General features: G+C 68.4%; 17 protein-coding genes and 4 pseudogenes. 11 read left to right on the top strand and 10 right to left on the bottom strand.

Annotated elements, in window-relative coordinates:
* Positions 1 to 12 precede the first annotated feature (12 nt).
* From OHA58_RS03330 to OHA58_RS03320, 3 genes and pseudogenes are all read left to right on the top strand, one after another.
* Positions 13 to 186, top strand: a pseudogene (locus OHA58_RS03330) (DUF488 family protein); the annotation flags it as partial.
* A 261-nt stretch (positions 187 to 447) separates the two neighbouring features.
* Positions 448 to 615 carry a VOC family protein gene (locus OHA58_RS03325; protein ID WP_405476194.1) on the top strand — a complete coding sequence of 56 codons (168 nt, stop codon included), beginning with the start codon at positions 448 to 450 and terminating at the stop codon, positions 613 to 615.
* 192 nt (positions 616 to 807) lie between these two features.
* Entirely contained in the window at positions 808 to 1,806 is a 999-nt protein-coding gene (locus OHA58_RS03320; RefSeq protein ID WP_405476193.1) for a helix-turn-helix domain-containing protein, read from the top strand.
* 145 nt (positions 1,807 to 1,951) lie between these two features.
* Here the strand turns inward: OHA58_RS03320 and OHA58_RS03315 are convergent, their stop codons facing one another.
* The 8 genes and pseudogenes from OHA58_RS03315 to OHA58_RS03280 form a co-directional block, all read right to left on the bottom strand.
* The gene (locus OHA58_RS03315) at positions 1,952 to 5,329 is read right to left on the bottom strand and encodes a S8 family peptidase (RefSeq protein WP_405476191.1); all 3,378 of its coding nucleotides are present in this window, start codon (positions 5,327 to 5,329) and stop codon (positions 1,952 to 1,954) included.
* A gap of 484 nt (positions 5,330 to 5,813) precedes the next feature.
* Positions 5,814 to 6,296, bottom strand: a complete 483-nt coding sequence (locus tag OHA58_RS03310) for a hypothetical protein (RefSeq protein ID WP_266557276.1) — start codon at positions 6,294 to 6,296, stop codon at positions 5,814 to 5,816.
* Positions 6,297 to 6,473: 177 nt separating this feature from the next.
* Entirely contained in the window at positions 6,474 to 6,692 is a 219-nt protein-coding gene (locus OHA58_RS03305) for a hypothetical protein (RefSeq protein ID WP_266932532.1), read from the bottom strand.
* 629 nt (positions 6,693 to 7,321) lie between these two features.
* A pseudogene (locus tag OHA58_RS03300) lies at positions 7,322 to 7,474 on the bottom strand (transposase); the annotation flags it as partial.
* A gap of 176 nt (positions 7,475 to 7,650) precedes the next feature.
* Positions 7,651 to 7,997: pseudogene (locus OHA58_RS03295) on the bottom strand (DUF5996 family protein); the annotation flags it as partial.
* A 460-nt stretch (positions 7,998 to 8,457) separates the two neighbouring features.
* Positions 8,458 to 9,315, bottom strand: coding sequence for an MBL fold metallo-hydrolase (locus OHA58_RS03290; protein ID WP_266557272.1), 858 nt, complete (start codon positions 9,313 to 9,315; stop codon positions 8,458 to 8,460).
* A 783-nt stretch (positions 9,316 to 10,098) separates the two neighbouring features.
* Positions 10,099 to 10,704, bottom strand: a complete 606-nt coding sequence (locus tag OHA58_RS03285) for a CGNR zinc finger domain-containing protein (protein ID WP_405476186.1) — start codon at positions 10,702 to 10,704, stop codon at positions 10,099 to 10,101.
* Positions 10,705 to 11,421: 717 nt separating this feature from the next.
* The gene (locus tag OHA58_RS03280) at positions 11,422 to 11,889 is read right to left on the bottom strand and encodes a helix-turn-helix domain-containing protein (RefSeq protein ID WP_266557268.1); all 468 of its coding nucleotides are present in this window, start codon (positions 11,887 to 11,889) and stop codon (positions 11,422 to 11,424) included.
* 294 nt (positions 11,890 to 12,183) lie between these two features.
* Between OHA58_RS03280 and OHA58_RS03275 the strand changes: the two genes are divergently transcribed.
* From OHA58_RS03275 to OHA58_RS03240, 8 genes and pseudogenes are all read left to right on the top strand, one after another.
* A complete protein-coding gene (locus tag OHA58_RS03275; RefSeq protein WP_266557266.1) occupies positions 12,184 to 12,609 on the top strand; it encodes a nuclear transport factor 2 family protein in 426 nt (141 codons plus the stop codon).
* A 322-nt stretch (positions 12,610 to 12,931) separates the two neighbouring features.
* Positions 12,932 to 13,666 carry a flavin reductase family protein gene (locus tag OHA58_RS03270; protein ID WP_405476182.1) on the top strand — a complete coding sequence of 245 codons (735 nt, stop codon included), beginning with the start codon at positions 12,932 to 12,934 and terminating at the stop codon, positions 13,664 to 13,666.
* Between the two features lie 149 nt (positions 13,667 to 13,815).
* Complete coding sequence (locus tag OHA58_RS03265) at positions 13,816 to 14,217, top strand: tautomerase family protein (protein ID WP_266557262.1); 402 nt, start codon at positions 13,816 to 13,818, stop codon at positions 14,215 to 14,217.
* A gap of 494 nt (positions 14,218 to 14,711) precedes the next feature.
* Positions 14,712 to 15,893: an NADP-dependent malic enzyme gene (locus tag OHA58_RS03260; RefSeq protein WP_405484737.1), complete on the top strand. Its 1,182-nt coding sequence runs from the start codon at positions 14,712 to 14,714 to the stop codon at positions 15,891 to 15,893.
* A gap of 219 nt (positions 15,894 to 16,112) precedes the next feature.
* The gene (locus OHA58_RS03255) at positions 16,113 to 17,321 is read left to right on the top strand and encodes an alpha/beta fold hydrolase (protein WP_405476178.1); all 1,209 of its coding nucleotides are present in this window, start codon (positions 16,113 to 16,115) and stop codon (positions 17,319 to 17,321) included.
* Between the two features lie 19 nt (positions 17,322 to 17,340).
* A pseudogene (locus OHA58_RS03250) lies at positions 17,341 to 18,240 on the top strand (alpha/beta hydrolase); the annotation flags it as partial.
* Between the two features lie 631 nt (positions 18,241 to 18,871).
* Entirely contained in the window at positions 18,872 to 19,612 is a 741-nt protein-coding gene (locus OHA58_RS03245; RefSeq protein ID WP_405476176.1) for a hypothetical protein, read from the top strand.
* 164 nt (positions 19,613 to 19,776) lie between these two features.
* Entirely contained in the window at positions 19,777 to 20,853 is a 1,077-nt protein-coding gene (locus OHA58_RS03240; RefSeq protein WP_405476174.1) for an integrase core domain-containing protein, read from the top strand.
* A gap of 521 nt (positions 20,854 to 21,374) precedes the next feature.
* Here the strand turns inward: OHA58_RS03240 and OHA58_RS03235 are convergent.
* Both OHA58_RS03235 and OHA58_RS03230 read right to left on the bottom strand, forming a co-directional pair.
* Positions 21,375 to 21,890, bottom strand: coding sequence for an SMI1/KNR4 family protein (locus OHA58_RS03235; protein ID WP_405476172.1), 516 nt, complete (start codon positions 21,888 to 21,890; stop codon positions 21,375 to 21,377).
* A gap of 638 nt (positions 21,891 to 22,528) precedes the next feature.
* The gene (locus OHA58_RS03230; protein ID WP_405484735.1) at positions 22,529 to 22,801 is read right to left on the bottom strand and encodes a hypothetical protein; all 273 of its coding nucleotides are present in this window, start codon (positions 22,799 to 22,801) and stop codon (positions 22,529 to 22,531) included.
* Positions 22,802 to 23,002 lie beyond the last annotated feature (201 nt).

Here is a 23,002-nt window from a genome sequence, read left to right as displayed (position 1 = left end):
AGTTGTCACAGGATCTATGAGGACACCTCGCTGCGGAACGGCAAGCGAGTGCTCGTGGACCGCCTGTGGCCCCGCGGAATGAGCAAAGAACGGGCCCACCTGGACGAATGGCTCCGCGACGTGGCCCGGTCGGCGGACCTGCGCCCACGAACTCGTCACCCACACGGTGTGCGAGACCTGCGGCGAGCGGCCGCCCGCGTCGACACCGGGGGAGGCGAGGATGTCGCGGATGAAGTCGCGGTCGGCCCCCGCGGTTGTAGAGGATGACGTGGGCGCCGTTGATCATGCCGGACCTTCGTTTCGCTGAGGTGGGGACCGTTCGGTCTACGGGGTCGTCACAAAGCCCTACTGGTCCCAGCCGGGTACGAGGTCATCACGGTGGACATCGTCCCCGTGGAAGATCGCCGTACACCCCACTGAGGGCGCCCCCGGCACGAGTTCTGTCTGATGTGCGACGATCTCGACGCTCAGGTCGGGGAACTGCGTGCGCGGGGCGTCGAGATCACCCGCCCGGTCGGCGAGCAGCGCTGGGGCAGGCTGACGGCGGTGCGTTCGCCCAGTGGCGCCGAACTGCCGCTGTACGAACCTCGCCACCCCGTGGCCCACAGTCTGTGACACTCGAGCGGCCCCGCCCCGGGTCCACCGGTTGTGCTGACGGCACCGCCCCGTCACGGTGAGCCAGATCGCCGGTGACAACCGTCGTGGTGCCTGGTCGCGGGGGCTGGTGGAATCATCCGCCAGGCCGACCGCGTTTGCCCCCACGCGAACCCGGGCCGAGGCGGCCCGGATGCTGAGAAAGGTGGCGACATGCTGGAGACGGTGGGCCTGACGGCCGACGAGAGCGAGGTGTACCGCCTTCTGGTCGCCACCGGGACGGCGTCCTCTCAGGACATCTCCAGCCGCTCGGACCTCGACGTCGTGACCGCGCGGCTGCTGCTGCGTGCGCTGGAGCACAAGGGCCTGGCGTCGGCGGCCGAGGACAGTCCCGAATGGTTCACGGCCGTGCCGCCGCAGGTGGCCCTTATGCCCCGGCTCCAACGCCACTTCGACGCCCTGGAACAGACCCGGGCCGCCGTCTACGAACTGGCGGAGACACACCGCCGCAGCGCATGGGCCCGGAGCACGGACGAGGCCGTCGAGATCATCACAGGCGCGGCGGCACTGCGCCAGCATCTGCGCCAGCTCCAGCACGGCGCCGGCCGCGAGATGATGTGGTTCGTGAAGGCCCAGTACGTGGCCATGTCCCCGGAGAGCAATCAGGAGGAGTTCGACGCGCTGGACCGGGGCGTGCTCTACAGGGCCCTGTACGAGCAGGCGTACTTCGACGACCCCGACTCGGTGGACTACGTCGTCAAGGGCGTGTGCGCCGGAGAGGTCGCCCGGGCGGTGCCTCTGCTGCCGCTGCGGATGGCGATCGCCGACCGCTCGGTGGCCATCCTGCCGCTGGCCGCCTCGGGCACGTCCCGCAACCCCCGGGAACTGCGGGCCGCGGTGGTGCGGGAGAGCAGCCTGCTGGACGCGCTCATCGCCCTGTTCGAACACCACTGGGAGATCGGTGCCCCGCTCCGGGTGACCGAGGAGGGCCAGATCGGTGGCGCCGGCACCACGGATGCCGCCTCGCCGGTCGGGGAGGACCGGCACCTGCTCTCCCTGATGGTCGCAGGCATGACGGACGAGGCGATAGCCGGACAGCTGCGGGTCAGCAAGCGCACCGTCCAGCGGCGCATCCAGGGCCTGATGAGCCTGGCGGGCGTCGCGACCCGTATGCAGCTGGGCTGGCACGCGGCCCGCCGCGACTGGCTCTGAGAGTACGGCGGACGCCGCAACGCACACGAACAGGGCCCACCGGACGTGTCCGGCGGGCCCTGTCCCCGTTCGTCCGGCCGCTGCGGCCGGGCTGCGCTACTCGCGCAAGCAGCTACTCGAGGACGTGGCTGCTCCGCGAAGGCGGCTACTTGAGCAGGTAGCCCTTGATGACGGTCTCCTTGAAGGAGTTGCCCGCCGCGTCCTCGACGTGGACACGCAGGCTGACCGAGCCGCCCGCGGCGCGGCGCGGGTGCTCCACGGTCACGGTGCGCTCCATACCGGAGCCCTTGACCCGCACCGACTGCCAGGTCTTCCCCTCGTCGAAGGAGACCTCGGTGGTGAAGACGCGGATGGGCGACGCCCCGGCGCCGGCCGTCCTCTGGATCAGGACCGGGATGTCGAGCTTGCGGCCGGCCTCGGCCCGGTTCCACTCGTCCAGCTTCGGCGACATACGGACCGCGTACAGCGGCAGCGCCTGCCGGGTCGCCGTGCTCTGCGACCGGAACCGCCATTCCGCCCGCACACTCGTGGAGACGGAGCTGGGGGCCATGTCACGGTTGTGCTCGACCGTCAGACGGTAGTCGGCGGGGCTGGCGTCGGCCGGGACGTCGCTCATGCTCCAGTCCTGGGAGACCAGCTCGCCGTTGCGCCACAGCTTCACCTCGGGCAGGCCGGACGTGGTGTCGGCCACCAGGTCGAGGTTGCCGTTCGCGGCCGACTGGAAGGGCCGGTACATCGTGTCGCCCTCTCGGAAGGCGGCCATCTGGGACGAGAGGCCCACGGCCTGGATCCCGCCGTTCCAGCGCTCCTCGACCTGGGAGCCGGCCTGGTAGCCGTGCAGGTCGCTCAGGTAGCTCTGCCCGTGCGCGTCCGGGTCGAGGAAGCTGTTCTGGTCGAAGGCCGTCTGCCAGCGCAGGCCGTCGGCCGCCGAGAAGTAGTCGACGCGCCGGGCCGGGACCGCAATTCCCTCCATCGCCCGGCCGCTGAAGCGGACGTTGCCGACGTACGTCCACACGATGCGCGTGGCCGTGGTTCCCGGCGTGGTGGCGGCGAACGTGGTGTTCACCCTGGCCAGCTCCGACGTGCGGGGGTTGTAGGCGGGATCCGCCGGGATGGCGCCGTGCACCGGTCGCGTGAGGTAGTAGACCGAGGCGGGGTTCCCGTCTGCGCCGGCCGGGTCGCCCCAGACGCTGGTGACGAGGTACGTGAACTTCGAGTCCTTGTACTGGGCAGTCGGCACCGCGTACACCCCGTCGATGTGGTCCGTGCCGATCGCGTTGTACATGGCGACCGAGAGCAGCTGGTCGGCCATGCTGATCGTGCCGATCTCGGCCGACATGATGCGCGCGGAGCGGCTCGGTGCCGACACCGTGACGGGCTTCGCCTTCCGGGCGTCGATGGTCACCTGCCGGTCGGCGCTCATCACGACCTTCGGCACACCGACGATGGTGCCCTCGGTGAAGGAGGCGTCGAAGTAGAAGCCGCTCACCGAGTAGGTGTCCTTCGGCAGTCGCACCACCGTGCTGCTCTTGCCGAGCGCCTCGACCTCGTACGCCTTGCCGTCGGCCGAGTTGACCAGCAGGTAGGCGTTGTCGGGGGCGGCGCCCGTGCGGCTCTTCATGCCGATGCGCAGGTCGTAGGACGGCTGCTCGACGTCCGCGCCGAACGGGACGCGCACCGACACCTGGTTGTCCGCAGTGCTCGCGGTCACCACACCGCTGTAGGCGGCGTACGTCGTGGTGGCTTCCGGGGTCGCGGTGAGGGTGACGGCCGCGGTTCCGTGTGCGGGCACGGTGACCGTGTCGGCGCTGAGCCGGAACAGCCCGCCGGGAGCGGGCACGTCCTTCTTCCCGCTGCTCGGGTTGTCCTTCAGCTGAAGGGTGACCGGCGCGGCGCCCGGGTTGCGGTAGGTGATGGTCTTGGTCACCGGGGGACGCTTGCCGTCCGTCCAGCGGATCAGCCCGAAGTCCAGTGCGGTGGTGTCGGCGGTGACGTCCTGGTCGACCGCCCGGGCGACGTCGACGCGTCCGGCGCCCTGGAAGTAGGCGCCGTGCTCCTTGGCGCCGGTCGCCGACTGCATCAGCTGGCGCTTGACCTGCTCCGCAGTCCAGTCCGGGTGCTGCTGGAACAGGATGGCGGCGGCTCCGGTCACATGGGGCGTGGCCATGGACGTGCCGCTCATCGCGACATAGCCGTCGTCGGCGGTGGTGCCGCCCGCCCTCGCGGCGACGACGTTGACGCCGGGGGCGATGATGTCCGGCTTGAGGCCAAAGTCGCCCACCCGCGGGCCGACCGAGCTGAAGACGGCGAGGTCGTCGTCGTCCTCGGCCGCGCCGACGGCCAGCGCCCGGTCGTCGGAGGCGGGCGAGGAGACCTTGTCGGGACCGCTGTTGCCGGCCGCGGCCACGACAAGCGTGCCGTAGTCATGGGTCACGGTGTCGACCATGGCCTCGAGGGCGTCGGTCTGCGGTGTGTCCGTGTCGCCCAGGCTGAGGTTGATCACCTTGGCGCCGTGCTGGGCGGCCCAGGCCAGGCCCTCGACGATGTCGGAGTTGTCGCAGTTGCCGTCCGCGGTGCACACCTTGCCGGACAGGATCTGCACACCGGGTGCCACACCCTTGTAGCGGCCGTCGGAGGCGGCGCCGGAACCGGCGACCGTGGAAGTCACATGGGTGCCGTGACCGTTCAGGTCGTCGGTGTTCGGCTCGGTGGTGAAATTCGCGGACTCGGTGACAAGGCCCTTGAGGTCCGGGTGGTTGGGGTCGTAACCGGTGTCGAGCACGGCGACCTTGACGCCGGTGCCGGTGTAGCCCTTCTCCCAGGCGTGCGGGGCCCCGATGCGCGGCACCGTCCTGTCGAGCTGGATCCTTGAGTGGCCGTCCAGCCAGACCCGGCGCACACCCGCTCCGAAGGAGGTGGCGTCCGCCCGGCCGGGGGCGATGCCCTTCCAGAACCCGGCGGCGTCCGCGCGGTGTTCGCCGAGGGTCGCGAAGGGGGTCCCGCCGATGGGGCGGACGGTGTCGGCGCCGGCGGCGGTCAGCTGTCGCCGGGCGGTGCCCGCGTCCCCGGCATACTCGACGATCAGCGGCAGGCTCGACCGCTGCGCGTACTTGCCCCGGACCAGGGCGGAGACGTTGAACAGCGCCTTGTCGAGGCGACCCGTCGCGAGCAGCGGGAGCGTGTCGGCGGGTATGACCGTCCAGTCGCGACCGGCCTGGCGCTTGATGAACGCGACTCGTTCGCGGCCCTCGGCGGGCTCGACCGACACACTCTGCTTGCCCGAGGTGTCCGTCTCCAGCGTGACGCGGTCGCCGGTGATCAGGGTGAGCTGATGCCGGGAGATGATCGGCGACCGGGCCGCTCCGGTCTGCGCTGCGGCTTCCGTTCGCCCGGTGTGCGGGCCGAGGTCCTGAGCGGCGCCGGGGGCGGCGGTCAGACCGGCCACGAGCGCCACGAGGGCGGCGGCGGACACCGTATGCCGAGGCCGGGGAGGGCGGATCCCGCGGCGCCACCTGTTGTTCATGTCTCTCATGGGAGGACAGCGTGGTGCCGTCAAGTGCCGAGGTCAGCAGTTTGCCCTGTCCACCAGGCGTCAAGTCACCTTTACGCCAACCCCTATACTTCATAAAGAGGGCAAAAGTGGCCAGGTTGGCGGCTCATGGACGAACCGAGCGAGCTGTCCGATGTCGAGTACGCCTTCGTGCTCAATGCAGAATGGAGGGCCGCCCGTCGCAGGCGTGCGGGCTCAAGACTCCGTGCCGCCGGCTCAACTGAGGCGGCGTGGGCCGTCGGCAGCTGTTCGAAGACGGCGTGACCAACTTGGAATTCACGCAGGTTCCGTGAGGGATGCAGTGCGCGAGAATGTGCAAGTGAGCAGGTGAGAGCCCTCATTCTGCCTGCCACTCGTGCATGGCGACTTCTCCGAGTAACTGGCAGAACCTGCGAGTTCGGCCAGCGACTTGCGAGGCGATGCGGGATTCCGGAAGTCGCCGCCGTCCAGCGCGGGCTCAAGAGGCGCTGGAAGAGATCCAGTCGTCGTTGTTCCGATGTCGGTCCAGTCCCACAGCTTCGAACTCATCCTCGCCGAGACTCCGCCTCACGCCGAGTTGCCGAAGAGCCTGCGAGATCGGGCTGACTGCTCGGGAGAACCACTTCTTCGCCGGGGCATCCAATGGCCCCACTGCCAGCGCTCCATCAGCCCAGACGGCGGCCCGTTGCTCTCCGACGCCACCGAAGTAGTCGGCCTCGACATAGGCGACGGGCCCTGTAGTGGACCACTGGGCGAGTAACCTCTCGAAGCCCCCTGGCAGCTTCCAGAATCCCAGAGCGCTCTCGGCGGTGCCGTCCGTGATCTCGTCGAGGACTTCATCCGTCATCGGCATCAGCGACAGGTCCTGCCGGAGAAGCACCACGCGGGCACTAGGAATGCCCCGTGCTGCGGCACGCAACAGCTCGTCTCCTGCGATCACCGCCTGCAATACGTAACCCACCCCAGTGCCCTCCCCGACCGATTGCAGCCCTCATCCTGCCCGACCCGTCGCGCACGAACCCGCGTGCCCCCACCCCAGAATCCGCAACCCACCAGCGAGTTTCCTGTCACCGACGCCACCAGATTCCGCGAACCCGCCGGTTTCTCCCTACGGGCGGGCAGCGTCCCCCCGGGGCGTTCACGAGCTGTCCAGCACGGACCGTGCCGGGCCCGCGCCGCCGGGATGAACTTCCAGGTCTTTGGCACGGTTGACCAGTACACGGCGTCCTGGGTAGGTCCGCTGGGCGATTTCGATGTCCCGCTGGTCGAACTCGCCGTAGAAGTAGATGACTCCGTCGATGAGTTCGCGTTTCCATGCGCCAGTAGGCCACCGTGTCAGGATGGCCTCGGTGGTCATCGGTTCGCCGGGATTGGGCAGATCAGGGCCGCTGGAGCGCCGTCACTCATGCTTCGACTCACCTTCCGTCTGCTCCTGGGCGCCATGTGTACCGTCTGGCGCGTCGATTGGTCGAACGCCGAACAGTCGTCGAGAAAGCCGCGGTTCCCGAGCCGAGCCCGGTCACCGAGCGCATCTGAAGGCCCAGGAGGCCCGGCTTCCCGGAACCTGAAACCGTATGAGGGCCAGCGCACGTCCGGGGCCACGGCCCGCCGAACTCGCGCCGAGCGGGGGCGGAGGCGAGGCTGATCCGCCCGAGTCGACCACTGCCTACCAGGCCATCGTGTACGCCTTCAACCAGCACCCCGACCAGGCATTCAGGGTCCGTGAACTGCACGAACGAGGCTGCTGCCAGAAACGGACTTAATCGACGACGCCGACCTGGACTGGCCGTTTTCCCTGGCCGTTCCGTCCGAGCGCACGCCCAGTCGTGCGGCACGTGCCCTGATCGCGATAACGCACGAGTTCCTCATCTGGCGAGGATGAGCATCGCCTCGGAGTGGTGCAGACCGGGTTTTGTAGTCGCGCATGGTTGACCTTGTGGACGATCCGGATGTCTTGCGAGCGCGTAGGGATGGGGGGTATGCCGACTGACGGTGACAGTAGCCCTCGGGCTGCCCGCCCCGGCCCTCCAGCCAGGACGGCGTGGGCAGCAAGGGCCGGATGGCCGCCCATTCCGCGTCCGTCATGTCCGACGGATACAGGCGTTTCCGGTCGGGACGATCGGCAGCATTGCCGTACACATGCGCGAGACAATCACACGATGGGGCGGCCGAGTTGAACTGAACGGGATCGGACGCGTACAACAAGACACCAGGGCCTCCCGGCACTGCTCGGTTAGATTCGCATCCCCGAGCTACTGAGAGGCCCTGTCTTCATGCGCGTACAAGGGGAAGATCACCCCGGGAAACCTGTTCGACCCGCACGTTCCACGATCGGTTGAGATACAGCTACTCACCCAGTCCGGCACGTTGGGGACACCGCCGGGCGGATGCGGTGGCGCGGGACGCCCGGAGAAGCGGGTGCAGGCCAGGTCCATCGACCCCCAGAAGAGATGCACAGGGCTGTCCTTGCCGACGAAATGGGACCGGAACTCCCCGAACACCCGGCTCGCCTGGAGCAGCTGGCCCCAGAACAGGCGTGCAGCGTGCGGGTCGTAGAAGGCGTGGCGGGAGTCGTCCGCGAACGGGATGGCGGCTCCACCTCGTTTGGCTGCGGGTGTATGCGCGTTTGATTGCCAAGCTCTCCGAGCGCGCCCATGGTCTCGGCGCCGGCGTCCCGCAGGCGTCAGCCCACCCCCATCCGCATCCCTCCTACATCACGGGATACAGACAACACTCCAGGCTCGGCCGGGACTTCGAGAAAGATCACCCTAATGAGCCGAAGTCAGTAACCGCGGACAACAAGGGCCAGGGGCACCGCTGAGTGCCGAAGTAGGCCAACTGAATAGGGCGGTCCAGTCGCTGGTGCCCGGCTGCTCGCGATGATCAGGGACCGGTCCTGCCCTTCGCGATCCGGAGAAGCCTCGCCTGATCGCCCAGGCCAGGTCAGGTCCGTTCCGGTGGGCCCGCGGCCCTCGGCTTGGCTTGCCGGAGGCGAACGTCGCAGAGCGGACCGGTCGGTGCGATCGATCCGCTCCGTGGCGTTCCATACGTGTACGGCGGCAGCACCGTCCCGTCTTGGGAGGCGCCGTGCGACCCGTGTCGTTCTGGTCCCCCCCGTTCCGTCAGGCTCCGAGCAGGCCGACCGCTCCGTACCAGACCGGGCCCGGGTTGAGCCGGTCCGGGTAGAGGGTCGTCATCTGGTCGAAGTACTCGCGGGCGGTGGGGTTCTGGCCGAGCAGGCGGACGGCGTCGAGGAGGTACTGGCGGGTCTCCCCGATGATGGCCGGGTCGTCGGGCAGGTCCTTGTTCTTGTGGCCGGCCACGACGGAGCGCGGCTGGAGCGCGGCGACGCGGTCGAGGGCCTGGAGCCATTCCTGCAGGCCGCCGTCGCCGCCTTCGAGGATGTACTGGTGGACGCCGTTGTAGACGACGTCGCCGGCCACCACGAGGCCGATAGACGGCACGTGCAGGACCGTGGTCTTGTCGGTGTCGGTGTGACCGACCTCGACGGCCTCGACGAGGTTGCCCTCCAGCAGGAAGCCCTCGGCGGGGACGGGCTGGGCCAGGACCGGGGTGTCGGGGATCAGGCCGGGGAAGCGCTTGTCCCACAGCTGCTCGCGTCCCTCGGTGGCCTGCTCGTGCATGACTTCGATGGTCCCGGGGGTCGCGTAGACGGTCACGCCGGGGAAGCGCTTCACGAGATCGGCGGTGCCGAACCAGTGGTCGCCGTGCCCGTGGGTAGCGTAGATATAGGCCAGACGCTTGCCGGAGCGGTCGATCCAGTCGCCAACTCGCTGGGTCTGCTCGATGGTGAGAGGCGGGTCGACCAGCACGGCGTCTTCGTCCCCGAAGATCAGCGTCGACGTCAGGGGCGAGGAGACGAGCCCTTCACCGTTGGGCAGCCGCTCGCCGCCGGCCCGGGGGGTCCCCTCCTGGACGAGAACCTCGTACGCCAGGGGCCTGGATGCGGATGCGGTCATTGTGGTGCCTCCTTCAGGGGCGGAATGTGGCTTCTCGCGGCTGTCTGCTCCGGGGCCAGGTCGCGAGCCGGGCACATGCCGGGGTGGGCAGCGGATGGGATCTGATCCGATGGGTGCGGTACGCCCGGCACCGTGGTGAACCGGCACGGCAGGCTTCTCGAAGGCGTCCCGCCGACCCCGGTTGTACTCGCCCGAACGTGGGCGACAGGCCGCTTTCGCATGACCCTTATGAAATAAGCGTAGCATGTTTACTTATGTTGCATCCGAGTGATGGAGGAGTCTCCCTCGGGCGAACGGGGCGCGCAGACGGACTCCGGATGCGACGACCGGCCGCCGTCGGCCGTCCGGCGTCCTCGGACACGGGCGGACGCCTCCTGCGGTCCGTGCGTCGGCGCGGATGAGGGTCACTCCGCGGCGGTGGATTCCCGGGGGCCGCCGCGACGCCTCCGGCGGGCGCGTGCTCCCGGTCATGAGCCCGGATGCCGGGTTCCGTCCCGAAAGCCGGCCCCGTCGAGCGGTGCCGCCACCTGTGCGGGACCGTCGCTGTGGGCCCGGCTCCGGAGCAGGCACACGCTACGGCCATGCAGTACGGCCGTCCGTTCGCGACCACACCCCAACCCCGGCCCCGGGCGGATCAGGGCGGTGGTACTCATGAACGCCGCGCTAGGGGCGACCTGTGACGCGGCGGAGCCGCCGGAAGCGGCGGCCGGCCGTGCGTCACCTGCGGGTGTTGTCCGCGGCAGACGAGGGGTGAGGACGAGCCGGCTTGCGGGGTACGGCCGGTCAGGTCGTCTCGGCGGTCGCCCGCTTGCGGGCGCGGTGGTTACGCAGGTTGACCGCGTTGCCGCAGATGCGGACGTCGTGCCAGACGCCGCTGTTGTTCCGGGAGCGGTCGAAGAAGACGACCGCGCAGCGGGTGTTCCGGCAACTCTTGAGACGGCGCAGGGAGTCGGTGCACTGGGCCTCGTAGGCCTCGATCATGGCGAGGGACGTCACCTGGCGCCATCCCGTGCCCCGCGCCTCGGCGCGGATACGGCCGTCAGCGTCGAGTCGGAGGGCGGTCGGCGCGGCCGTCAGCGAGCCTACCGGGTGCGACTGCGGCGAGGCGTCCGTTCCCACTGCCTGCAGGTGCCGGCGCAGGTCGTGTCGGAAGTCGCGCAGTCCCTGTAGCTCCTCGGCCGTGATCTCGACCACGGGTGCGGGTCGGCGGGCTTCGCCGCTCCAGTTCGCGAGCGCTTGGGCGAGCCATGTCTGCGCGTCCTCGACATCCTCCAGGAGGTCGGGCTCGCGCGGCTTGCCTGCGGAGATCGTGTTGAGCAGGTCCTGGACAAATGCCAGGCCGCCCGGGGCGGGTTCCAGGCCGTATCGGTCGGTCGCAGGCCAAAGCATCTTCGAAACCGCCTTCCCTGCGAGACGATGAACGACATGTGCACAAGCACTTTACCTCTTCCGGTGAGCACCTGGGCGGCGGAGACGATCTCACGTGTCCTCGATCGAAATCGTATGCACTGAGGAGAGTTACCGCTTCCAAGGATCGGGTTCCTCCGAAGAGACGCCCGGTGAATCTGCATGCGAACCAAAAGAGGCATCGCATCGTGATATATGCCATGCCCATGAGCTGTTCGACGTGACGGCACTCCCTCACGTCATCGCATGCGGAGGAATACCGCCGATCGGCGGCTCGTAGAGGGCGTGGCATCGGGGCTGCCGCCGCCCTTGATGGTCACCTGCGCCTCCGCGTCGTGGCGTCATCGATCGCTCTGGCGACCTGGCGGGACCACGGGCTCGACTCGGCACTTTCGAGACAGAAGCTCAAGCTCTTGTCTGCCGTTTCCAGTTGTCCAGTCGGTCCGGATCTGCGACACCGGCACGGGTCAAGGGATCGGCGCGGACGACGTCGTACAGCAGACGCACCGTCGCGGCGCTGCGCCCCCTTGCCTCCCGGATCCGCGTCGACGGCAGCCCGTACCGAGCGTGACGCGACCGAACGCACGTGGCTGAGCGATAGGCCCACCAGGCCCGGACCCCGGCGGGAACGCTGAAGACGCCGGTCGCCCAACGCGGCACGGCTGGGATGCGGGAAGGCGGACGGGGGGCGGGCTGTCGTCAGGGGGACGTACTGACGGCGCCGGGGCCGGTGATCGGCTTCACCTCGGAGCCGGTGACCTTCTGCCCGCAGGAGCAGCGCAGTTCGACGTGCACCTCGCCGCCGCAGCCGACGTGGTCCAGCAGTGCCGGTGCGCCCTCCGGGCCGCCGAGGTGGGTGTCCCCGTACTGCAGGAGGGCGGCCAGAACCCACTGCAGGTCGTGGGCGGGTGACGTGAGGTGGTACTCCTGGCGGGCGCGCTGTCCGGCCTCCCTGTAACTACGGCGCTCCAGCAGGCCGGCGTCGACGAGCTGTCCCAGGCGTTCGGTCAGGACGCGACGTGAGATCCCGAGGTGGTCGGCAATCTCGTCGAAGCGGTGCAGCCCGGCGAAGACCTCGCGCAGGACGAGAAGGGTCCACCGCTCGCCGACCAGACCCAAGGTCGCGGCGACGCTGCAATTTCCCAGATCAAGTTCACGCCACTCCATAGCGTCAGGATAACCCCAGGGTTTCCATCCAGAACCCAGCCCTTGACTTCCTGAGTTCCGAATGGAAACTTAGGTCACGGCGGACCGCTGACAGACACCACTGCGCCGCGGCCCCCGAAGCCCACCCGGTAGCTGCCCCAGCCCGGTCAGGCTCCCCGAACCGCCGTGCGGCCTCACGAGCCGATCGGCCCGATCCCTTGGCCTCCGGTCCCTCCGCACATCACCGGACGGGAGCCGGAGCGGGTGGAAACGTGTTCACCCAGCACCGCACTCAGCCATGAGCATGGAGGAAACATGTCGAGCAACCAGGCGATCGTTGATGCCTGCCACCGCGCCTACACCGGATTCGAAAAGAACGACTCGTCCGACCTGGTGGCTCTGATGTCGCCGGACGTGGTCTTCCACTTCCCCACCTCCCTGCCCTACGGCGGGACGTTCCACGGCCGGGACGGCTTCGTGGCCTTCTACAAGGACCTCTTCGACCACTACTACGAGTACTTCGACTACGACCTGTACACGGTGCTCGACGCCGGGTCGCACGTAGTGGTCCCCGTCCGGGCCCGCGCAAAGGCGAAGAACGGCCGCACCATGGAGAACGAGCACCTGCTGCTGTTCGCCGTGACCGACGGACTGATCACGGAGGCGCGCCTGTACGCCGACACCGCCAAGGGGCGCGACGTGCTCGAGGGCCTCGAGTTCTTCCCCTCCGCTGCCGACTGAGTCTCGGCCGGCACCGGGAATCCACTGGGAGCGCTGTTCCATTCCGGTCGCCACCGGTAACTACATCCAGTCGCTCGCCAGTACACCGATGTACGCAGCCTCGTCATCAACGACGCGGCCCACCTTCCCCCATGGAAACCCCAGCCCGCACCGTGACCCTGATCGCGGAGCACTTCCTGGGCGACACCGAGACGGCGGACGGCTGACCAGCGCCGAGCCGTTCCGGGGCAGTAAGCAGCATCCGCCGCGCCGGGCTGACCGTGGCCCCGCTGCCCTCCCCAAGCCCCGCACCCCCCCGTACCTCCACCGGCGGAATCCCGCCGTGCACGCCCGAGAGGCCATCAACGTGATCATCAACAGCGACGAACTCGACGCGAGGTCCGCGTACAAACTCCTCATCGGGGCTGTCACGCCGCGCGCGATCGGCTGGGTGAGCACCCTGTCATCAGCCGGTGTCGCCAATCTGGCGCCGATCTCGTTCTTCACCGTGGTGAGCCGAATACCCCCGATCGTGTCCCTGACCGTGCAGCCGCGGGCGGACGGGACCTTGAAGGACACACTCATCAACATTCAGGACACGGGTGAGTTCGTCACCAACCTGGTCACGCTTCCGCAGGCCCACGAGATGCATCGCAGTGCGGTCGAGTTCGACAGCTCCCAGGACGAGTTCGACGAGGTCGGCCTGGAGAAAGAGGCCTGCGAAGTGGTGAAGGTGCCGCGCGTGAAGGACTCCCCGATCGCCATGGAATGCACGCTGGACCGGATCATCAAGGTCGGCGACGTCAACGACCACGTCATCTGGGGCAAGGTCGTGCGGTTCCACATCCGGGACGACGTCTACGCCCAGAACGGACGGATCGACACCGGGGCGATCCCGGCGATCGGCCGCCTCGCCGCCGAGTACACCCTGGCCGACAACGCGTTCGTCACGCCCCTGCCGGAGGACGTGCTGAGCGCGCGTCTGGGCAAGCGCAGCCACCGCCTCGACGAGCGCCCGGACGGGTGGTCGCCGGTGGACAGCGCCGAGTGGTCCCCCTCCGGAGCCACCAAGGCCTGACGGCACCGGCACCAACGCCGATCCGGCCGCACCCGCAGGCTCGCGCCGTGTGCCGCGGGTGGCCAGAGCGGCAGCGCCGTCCCCGGGGGCCCGGATCAGGCCTCCGAACGGTCGGACCCCCCGACACCGCACTCCCCGAAGGAGCCCCCATGCCGGTCTTCAACGCCCACATCCCCGCCAACCGCTTCTCGTCGCAGCAGAAGCGCGCGCTCGCCGACGCGCTCAACCAGTCGCTGGTGCAGGGGCTCGGCATCCCCGAGGGCGACCGCTTCATCATGATCAGCGAACACGGCGAGGACGAACTGTTCCTCGACCCGACGTTCATGGGAATGCAGCGCAGCGCCGAGGCCATGATCATCACGGTTCTCCTCGGGGCCCACCGGCCCCTGGAGGACAAGCGGGCGGTGACCGCGGCCATCAACAGGCTGGTCGTCGAGGCCCTCGGTGTCTCGCCCGACGACATCTTCATCGCCCTGATCCCGGTCCCGAACGAGAGCTTCTCGTTCGGAAGGGGCGAACTGCAACTGGCCGAAGAGGTTCCGCGCTGGTGAACCCCGCGTCCTCGCCCGCCGTCCCTGGCCTGTCCGACGAAGACCAGGTCAGGCCGAGGACCAGGGCGGGCCGGGCACCGGTGCAGGTCGGGGAGCGGTGCCTGACGCGGGTGTACGGCCGTCGCCGCCGGAGTGTTCCGGTCACCGGTGCTGCCAGGGCGTTCCGGCATCGCCGCGAAGCGCCTCGCCATACGCCGGGAACCCGCCACGATCCGCCGGACGCACCCCGGACCGGGGATGCCGGCGCGACCCGTGCGTCGAGGGCCACCTCAGGAAACCACCAACCCACCGAAAGCCAGCGCCGACCTGACAGCGCCCGTGGCGACCATCCCCGGCCCGGCGGACGACGGCACTTTCGCCCGAAGCCACTCTTGCCCGGCGGCGCTCCGCACGGGATCACGGCACACGGCAACGTCGGCCGACCTCCCGCATCGTGCCGAGCGAACGGGCGCGGCACGCCAGCAAAGGAATCAGTTGTGGAATCAGAAAGCGTCATGTCGGCGCAGACCCGCACGTCCGGAGGACTCGACGAGCCCGTGTTCGCGCTCCACCGCGGGGGAAAGATGGCGATCACCCCGACGGTGCCGCTACGTGGCCCTGACGACCTCTCACTTGCATACACGCCCGGTGTCGCCGAGGTGTGCACAGCCATCGCCGAGCAGCCCGATCTCGTACACGACTACACCTGGGTCTCGCACACCGTCGCGGTGGTGACGGACGGCACCGCGGTGCTCGGCCTGGGCGACATCGGCCCGCAGGCGTCGCTGCCGGTCATGGAGGGCAAAGCGGTTCTGTTCAAGCAGTTCGGCGACGTGGACGCCGTGCCCATCGCGCTCGCCACCACGGACGTGGACGAGATCGTCGACACCGTCGCCCGCCTCGCACCATCCTTCGGCGGCATCAACCTGGAGGACATCTCCGCGCCCCGGTGCTTCGAGATCGAGCGCAAGCTCCAGGAGCGCCTCGACATCCCGGTCTTCCACGACGACCAGCACGGCACGGCTGTCGTCACCCTCGCGGCCCTGCGCAACGCCGCCCGTCTCACCGGGCGGAATCTCGACGACCTGCGCGCGGCCATATCGGGCGCGGGAGCGGCGGGCGTCGCGATCGCCAAGATCCTCGTGGAGGCAGGCATCGGCGATGTCGTGGTCACCGACACGGTCGGCGTCCTGCACTCTGGCCGTACCGGCCTGACCGACATCAAGCGGGACATCGCCGCGAACACGAACCGGACGGGACGGACTGGCACTCTGGAGGAGGCCCTGGCCGGCGCCGATGTCTTCATCGGTGTCTCCGGCGGCACGGTCCCCGAGACCGCGGTCGCCACCATGGCGGAGGGAGCGTTCGTCTTCGCCATGGCAAACCCCACGCCCGAGATCCATCCCGACGTCGCCCACAAGTACGCGTCCGTCGTGGCGACCGGCCGCAGTGACTACCCGAACCAGATCAACAACGTCCTCGCCTTCCCCGGCATCTTCGCCGGCGCCCTGCGCGTCCGCGCCTCACGCATCACGCCGGGCATGAAGATCGCCGCCGCGGACGCCCTGGCCTCCCTGATCGTCGACGAGCTGCGTCCCGACCACGTCATCCCGTCCCCCTTCGACCCTCGTGTCGCCCCCGCGGTCGCCGAGGCTGTTGCCGAGGCGGCCCGGCGCGACGGCGTGGCCCGGGTGTAGGCGGCGTACCACGCCCTCTCCCGTGATCCGAGGACAGCGCCGCGTCCTGCTCATCGAACGCGTCGCCTCGCGAATCCGCAGGTCACGGGAGACATCTTGGCCACCGGATGCAGCGCTTGAACGCATGTCCAACCGAATACCCCCCTCGACTCCCCCCATCCAAAGCCAGGACTGGTCCCCTTCCGGGGCGACGTCCGTTCCCGGACAGTAAGGACCTACATGAAGACGGAACGCGTCGCTGACACCGACGTACGGTATCGGCGCAGTGGCGACGGAGACCTGGCCGTGGTGTTCGTCCACGGTTTCCTCGATGACCAGTACGCCTGGGACCGCCTGATCCCCCAACTCACCACACCCGGCATCGAGTGCGTCACACTCGACCTGGCCGGCTGCGGCGACCGCGACACGGCGGACGGCCCCTACGACTACGACCAGTTCGCCGACGAGGTGGGCGCGGTGGTCGACGCCCTCGGCAAGCCTTTCGTGATCGTTGGCCAGAGCATGGGTGCAGCCGTGGCCGAACTGGTCGCGGTCCAGCGGCCCGACCGGGTCCGCGGACTCATGCTGGTGACCCCGGTCTCCCTCGCGGGCGTACATCTGCCCGACGAGATGATCGAGCAGTTCCGCTCGCTGGGCGGCGACGCGGACGGGCAGCGGGGCGTACGCAATCAGCTGTCCGTGGCGTTCCCGGAGGCCGAGCTCGACCGGCTGGTGGCGACCGGCCGGCGTCTGCGTCCGGAAGTCATCCGCGCCCTCGCCGACTGCTGGAACACCGGACACCCCCTCGGCGAACGGCCGAGTGCCTACCAAGGCCCGGTGCTCATCGTCCGCGGCGAGGGCGACGGGTTCGTCACCGAGGACATGGTCAACAACGCGATCGCGCCCCGATTCACCGACGTGACAGCGGTATCGGTGGCCGAGGCCGGCCACTGGGCCCACATCGAGCAGGCGGCCGACGTCGCCACCCGCCTCGACCGTCTCCTCGCCGAGGCCCTCGGTTCCGAGGGCGTCCCCGCCGCGAACACCCCGCGTCCACAGGGGTGGACGAACGCCTTCGCGCAGAAGTCCGCCGACGCGTTCGGTGAGGCGTTCACCGAGGACGTGGTCCTGGAGGCGAGCGTTTTGACCCGTCCGGTGGAAGGCCGCGACCAGGTGAAAAAGGTGATGGGCACGGCGAGCGTGATCTACGAGTCGCTCCGCTTCACTGAGGAGACCGTCGACGGTCCGCGAACATACCTGGCGTGGGAGGCCACCGCGTTCGGCGGTCTGCCGATCGAGGGCGTCACCATCCTGACCAAGAATGCGGACGGCCAGACCAACCGAGCCGCCATCCACCACCGGCCGCTGGGCGCCGTGCTCCGCTTCTCCGCGGAACTGCGTACCCGACTGGCCGGCGAGATCGACGCCGACTACTTCCACCAGGGCTGAAGGCCCTGCCTATTCAGAAGGTTGTTCCATGATTCAGCGCAAAGATGTCCAGTTCGAGGCCGACGGCGCGGTACAACTGCGTGGCTGGCTCTTCCTGCCGGACGGTCCGGGCCCGCATCCGGCGATCACCATGGCCCACGGCTACGCCGGGGTCAAGGAGCACGGTCTGGAGCCGTTCGCGCAGGCCTTCGCCGAGAACGGCTTCGTCGTCCTGGTCCATGACCACCGCGGCTTCGGGGGGAGTGACGGCGCGCAACAGGACGTCGACCCCTGGCGGCAGATCGCCGACTGGCGGCGGGCCATCTCCTTCCTGGAGAGCCTCCCCGAGGTCGATCCGGAGCGGATCGGTCTGTGGGGCACCAGCTACGCCGGCGGCCACGCGATCGTGCTGGGCGCGACCGACCGCCGGCTGCGGGCCGTGGTCTCCCAGGTGCCGACCATCAGCGGCTTCGACCAGGGCCGGCGCCGTGTCGTCCCCGAGGCGGTCGCGGCCCTGGAGGAGTCCTTCTCCGAGGACGAGCGCGCCCAGTTGCGCGGCGAGGCCCCCCGTACCCTGGCCATCGTCAGCAGCGACCCGGCGGTGCCCGCGTCCTACCGGACGCAGGAAGCCATCGACTTCTACCTCCAGCCCAAGCCCGACGGCGTGTGGGAGAACGAGGTCACGGTCCGCTCCACCCGGGCCGCGCGGATGTACGAGCCCGGAATCTGGGCCGACAGGGTCTCCCCCACACCGCTGCTGATGGTGGTCGCGCTCAACGACACCGTCACCGTGACCGACCTGGCCCTCGCGGCCTACGAGCGCGCGCTGGAGCCCAAGCGGCTGCGGACGATCCCGGGCGGCCACTTCGACCCCTACACCACCCAGTTCGACAAAGCGAGCAGTGCCGCCGTCGAGTGGTTCCGCGAGCACCTCGCCTGAGGGGCGCCCCGCACGCCACCGCGCCCGGCACGACCTGGCTGCCCATGCCGCGGGTGCCCCGCGTGTGAGCAGGTGAACCCCGCGCGCCGACGCCGAGGACACGGGTCGACCGGCGGATACTCGCTGTCCACCCCGGTACCACTGGGCTTACCGCGTCCCCAGGATCAGTGTCCAGGTGCGTGACCAGCGAACCAGTGAGCCATGAGAGGGTCGCCCGGCTGATGAGGGCACCGCGGATCGCCTGGCTGCGGCTGCGTCGCCGACATCGCACCGCCGTCGCGGACCCTCCCGTGGCGATGGCCTCCGGAACTGGTGGGCCTCGAGTTCACCGCGATGGAGAGGAACACGACATGCACCCGCGTCATTACCTATCTTCCCGTGGGCAGCGATCAGTTCGACTCCTGGCCCTTGTGCTCGCGCGCCTCGCCTGCCTGGCCAGGTGCCTCGCCAGCCACATGCGGTCCGAGTTCGTCGTCGAAGCGCTCGCCGCCGCCGAGCGCACCCGCGCCGGCCCCGCCACGGCGACCACGCCGACCGATTACGGGGCACATTCAGCCTCGCGGGCCTTCACCGAACGCCGCTGGCGGGCCCGGCCGCCCCATCGACGCCCCTTTGGCCAGAGACGCCCGGCATGACCGAGCAGGAGACCGACATGAACACGTTGCTCGCAGAGGTTCTCGATGCCCATGGTGGCCTCGACCGCTGGAACGCACTCACCACAGTCCGCGCCACCGTCGTCAGCGGTGGCGACATGTTCGTCATCAAAGGGATGCCGCAGGACCCTACCCCCCGGGAGATGACCGTCTGGCTGCACAAGCAGCATGCCTCCGTGATGCCGTTCGGCGCCCCCGACCAGAAGACCGACTTCACGGCCGACAGAGTCGGCATCGAAAAAGTCGACGGCCGCATCGTGGCCGAACGCAACGAACCGCGGAAGTCGTTCACAGGGCACGGCCTCACCACCCCGTGGGACCCGCTGGATCGCGCCTACTTCAACGGATACGCGCTGTGGACGTACCTCACCACACCCTTCCTGCTGTCGATGCCAGGCTTCACCGTCACCGACATCGAACCGTGGCGGGAAGGAGACGAACTCTGGCGCGGCCTGCGCGCGACCTTCCCGCCCCACATCGCCAGCCACAGCACCCAACAGGACTTCTACTTCGGCCCCGACCATCTCCTGCGCCGGCATGACTATCACGTCGACATCGCGGGCGGGTTCGCCGCGGCACAGTACGTCTACGACACCGTTGAAGCGGACGGGATCCGCCTGCCCACCAAACGCCGGGCCTACCGAAGCGATGCGGACAACCGCCCGATCCTGGACCAGACAATGGTCTCCATCGACCTCAGCAACGCTCGGTTCACCTGATACCGGCCCTGTACGCGGCGCGTGCTGAGCGGGACCGGCGGCTCCGCGCGGGGTGCGGACGGACGGCAGTGGCCTGACCCTGTCCCGCGTGAAAACCCGGGTTCGGGCCGCTGGTCTGTGGTGACCGGCTGCAGGAGGGCTGCTGGCTCGGACATGATCGGGGTATGCGGTGGTCATGGATCTATCTGGTGGCGCGCCGGTCGCTGGAGCTGGCGGGCCTGCGGATGCTGGGCGGTGCGGCGAAGGACGTCGAACTCCTGGTACTGCGGCATCAGCTTGCGGTGCTGCGACGACAGGTCGGCCGACCTGAGTTGGGGCCGGGAGACCGGGTGTTGCTCGCGGCGTTGTCGCGGCTGCTGCCCAAGGAGCGCTGGGGGAGTTTCTTCGTCACCCCGGCGACGCTGCTGCGCTGGCACCGGGAGTTGGTCGCGGACACGTGGACCTTCCCCCACAAGAAACCTGGACGGCCGCCAATACCCCAGGAAACACAGGAGTTGATCCTGCGCCTGGCCAGGGAGAACCCGCTGTGGGGGCACCGGCGCGTACAGGGAGAGCTGGCCAGGTTGGGCGTCGCAGTGTCGGCGGCCACCGTCCGTGCAGTGCTGCGGCGGGCGAAGGTGCCGCCCGGGCCTCAGCGGGCGCGCGATAGCTGGGCTTCTTTCCTACACGTCCAGGCCTCTGGGCTGTTGGCCTGCGATTTCTTCCATGTGGACACAGCTTTCTGCAGGCGTTTGTACGTGCTGTTCGTGATGGAGGTCGAAACGCGCCGGGTGCACATCCTCGGCATCACCACCCACCCGAACCGGGATTGGGTGGCCCAGCAGGCCCGCAACCTGATGATGGACCTGGGCGACAGGGTGGACCGGTTCCGATTCTTCCTGCGGGACCGGGACGGGAAGTTCTCCGACTCGTTCGACGCTGTCCTGGGCGGCGCGGGCGTGCAGGTCCTGCTTTCCCCGCCACGATCGCCGAAGGCGAACGCGTTCGCGGAGCGCTGGGTGGGCAGCGTCCGTCGCGAGTGCACCGATCGGATGCTCATTCTCAACGAGCGGCACCTGCGGACCGTGCTGGACACCTATGCAGATCACTACAACCGGCATCGGCCCCACCAGTCCCTCCAGCAACGACCTCCCCAGGCCGTAGAGGCAGGAGAGCTGGTCCCGGTTATCCCGCTGGCCGGTCGCATCCGTCGTACTCAGCATCTCGGTGGCTTGATCAATGAGTACCAGCAGTCCGCGTGACCGCGACGCCCGCCAGAGCCGAGGCGCGACGTACCTGATCAGCTACCCGAACGGTTTTCACGCGGGACACGCGGAACCAGAAGGCGACTCTGTCCCCTGAGCTCAACAAGACATCCGGAGAGGATACGTGGAGCTGCGACGAGTTCCGGTTCGCTTCCAGCTACCAGAGTGCCGGCATGCCGACCGAATGGGGAGGCCTGAACCCGAACCCTGTCACGTCTGGTGACGCGTGTGTAACCACGTACGCCAAGAAGGACTCGGACGGAAAATGGCGACTCCACCTCGATGAACGCTCGCCCGTCCCCACGTGGAATGAATCGTGTGGTCGCGCGAGCATGTCCAACAACCAGAACACTCAAAGCATGCAACCGTTCGGAGCGTTCATCAACGAGAACCGTCTGATAGACGGCGACTCTTACTGGCTGAACGCACCGAAGCCATAGCGGTAGCAGTCGGAAACACATGAAGGTGTGTGGCCCGCATCGGTGGGCCACACACCTCCCATGAGTATCAACAACTCGTCAGCGCTCGGCGAGCTTGCCCAGCAACTCGGCAAGTGACCATTCAACCGCGGTTGGATAGGAGCCCTCGGAAAACTCCATCACCGATACACCTCCGTCCGCGACAGCAAGGAGGAATCCATAGGGGGCATCCTGCGACTGGATGATCGGAATCCAGTTCGGCTTCCAGTAGTTGGGGTCGCCTTCCGCGTACGCGAGATACTCCCTGTACCGCTTGACGATCTCCTGCGAACCGAGAAGCTCCATTCCGTCCAGGATCGCGCAGTCAGGGTCGGTGATGACTGCCACCCCTCCCCCGGGGAGACCCTCCCTCCTGTTCTTCGCAGTGCTTCCGTCATTCAAGCGAAGTAGGGTCTCGAGTACAGCAGGAAGCTCACATTGCAGCGTGCCGCTCAGCGCCCCCAAACGCTCATCGGTTGCCCCAGGACTCAGGGCCCCGAATCCACCCGGGTTGCTGGCTTCCAGCACCCCGGTCACCCGCAGCCACGCCGACGTAACTTGCTCAACCTCAGACATAAAGGGTCCTCGCGCACAGTTCTCCAAGAGGCTTGGCATCCTGGAGTAGGTGACAATTTCCGATGCGCCCGAGAACCCCGGCATCTAGCACGTCGAGGCTCAGCCTGGCGGACAGCCCCTCGGGAGATCTACTCTTCGCCGCGGATTCTCAGGTTTCCACACACTGTCTCACGAGCCGTCCAGCCCACACCGACGGCCCGCGTCGCCGACGACGGCGCTGGAAACCCGGCAGCTGATCGGGCTCGGAACGCGCCAGGATCCCTTGCTGACAATGTGCTCCCCAAGCCAGTCACCGACCAGCTGACCGGGGTGCGTTCTACCCTCGCCCAGCTCTCCAAGCAGTCCCCCTGCCCGCTACCTCGCCGACGAGCCCGCCATGCCGGCTTCCGTCCACCGACGCCGCTTCCCCTCCGACACCACCGTCGCCTGGGGACGCCATCCGTGAGCTTCGCGCGTCTCTTGACGCGATTCACGCATATATCGAGCTGGCGCATCGCGCTGTGAACTCGGAGCAGGTGCAGACCGTTCTGGAACGGATGGAGGCCGAGGCCCAGCGCGGCAGCAGCGCGGCGCATGAGGTGTGGCTATACATGCGCCAATCCTCCCAAAAGCACATCAAACGGATCTCAAACTCTCACTCACGGGGTGGGGTGCTCTCGCTCAGTGGCTCCGGTCCCACGGGACCGGATACGAGACGGTCGGTGTCGATGAGTTTTGGGTTCTGGCAGGCTGCGGGTCGTGTGGGTGCGGTCGGCGTAGCGCACGGTGAGCGTCAGCCCCCGGCAGACCTCGTCGGTTGCGCGCAGGCGGGCGCCGAGCTCGTCGGCCAGGGCGAGCAGCTCCCGGCGGTGGGCGGCCGGATCTAGCTCGTCGGCCTCGAAGGTGTGGCTGGTGCTGGTGGAGCGGACCAGGGCAGTGCGTCGGACGGGCCGGTCGTCCAGGCCGTGAGCGCGGGCGTGCAGCTCCCGGGCGGCGTGCGCACCGAGCAGCCGGATGAGGGGCCAGCGGGGGTATCGGCAAGCTGTCCTTCCCTGTCAAGTTCTTCTGTTCAGATCAGAGATCCTGGCCGAGCCGGAATGGGCAACGAAGCTCAGCGAACCGGCGCGGGCTGA

Source organism: Streptomyces sp. NBC_00009, assembly GCF_045040855.1.
GTDB lineage: Bacteria > Actinomycetota > Actinomycetes > Streptomycetales > Streptomycetaceae > Streptomyces > Streptomyces aureus.
Note: the sequence above shows the minus strand (reverse complement) of the source record. Positions and strands in the feature narration are given on the sequence as shown.

What these genes read in the sequence shown, in the direction of transcription:
- OHA58_RS03325 (WP_405476194.1), top strand. Translation starts at nt 448, where the DNA reads ATGTGCGACGATCTCGACGCTCAGGTCGGGGAACTGCGTGCGCGGGGC.
- OHA58_RS03320 (WP_405476193.1), top strand. Translation starts at nt 808, where the DNA reads ATGCTGGAGACGGTGGGCCTGACGGCCGACGAGAGCGAGGTGTACCGC.
- OHA58_RS03315 (WP_405476191.1), bottom strand. Translation starts at nt 5,329, where the DNA reads ATGAACAACAGGTGGCGCCGCGGGATCCGCCCTCCCCGGCCTCGGCAT.
- OHA58_RS03305 (WP_266932532.1), bottom strand. Translation starts at nt 6,692, where the DNA reads ATGACCACCGAGGCCATCCTGACACGGTGGCCTACTGGCGCATGGAAA.
- OHA58_RS03290 (WP_266557272.1), bottom strand. Translation starts at nt 9,315, where the DNA reads ATGACCGCATCCGCATCCAGGCCCCTGGCGTACGAGGTTCTCGTCCAG.
- OHA58_RS03285 (WP_405476186.1), bottom strand. Translation starts at nt 10,704, where the DNA reads ATGCTTTGGCCTGCGACCGACCGATACGGCCTGGAACCCGCCCCGGGC.
- OHA58_RS03280 (WP_266557268.1), bottom strand. Translation starts at nt 11,889, where the DNA reads ATGGAGTGGCGTGAACTTGATCTGGGAAATTGCAGCGTCGCCGCGACC.
- OHA58_RS03275 (WP_266557266.1), top strand. Translation starts at nt 12,184, where the DNA reads ATGTCGAGCAACCAGGCGATCGTTGATGCCTGCCACCGCGCCTACACC.
- OHA58_RS03265 (WP_266557262.1), top strand. Translation starts at nt 13,816, where the DNA reads ATGCCGGTCTTCAACGCCCACATCCCCGCCAACCGCTTCTCGTCGCAG.
- OHA58_RS03260 (WP_405484737.1), top strand. Translation starts at nt 14,712, where the DNA reads ATGTCGGCGCAGACCCGCACGTCCGGAGGACTCGACGAGCCCGTGTTC.
- OHA58_RS03255 (WP_405476178.1), top strand. Translation starts at nt 16,113, where the DNA reads ATGAAGACGGAACGCGTCGCTGACACCGACGTACGGTATCGGCGCAGT.
- OHA58_RS03245 (WP_405476176.1), top strand. Translation starts at nt 18,872, where the DNA reads ATGACCGAGCAGGAGACCGACATGAACACGTTGCTCGCAGAGGTTCTC.
- OHA58_RS03240 (WP_405476174.1), top strand. Translation starts at nt 19,777, where the DNA reads ATGCGGTGGTCATGGATCTATCTGGTGGCGCGCCGGTCGCTGGAGCTG.
- OHA58_RS03235 (WP_405476172.1), bottom strand. Translation starts at nt 21,890, where the DNA reads ATGTCTGAGGTTGAGCAAGTTACGTCGGCGTGGCTGCGGGTGACCGGG.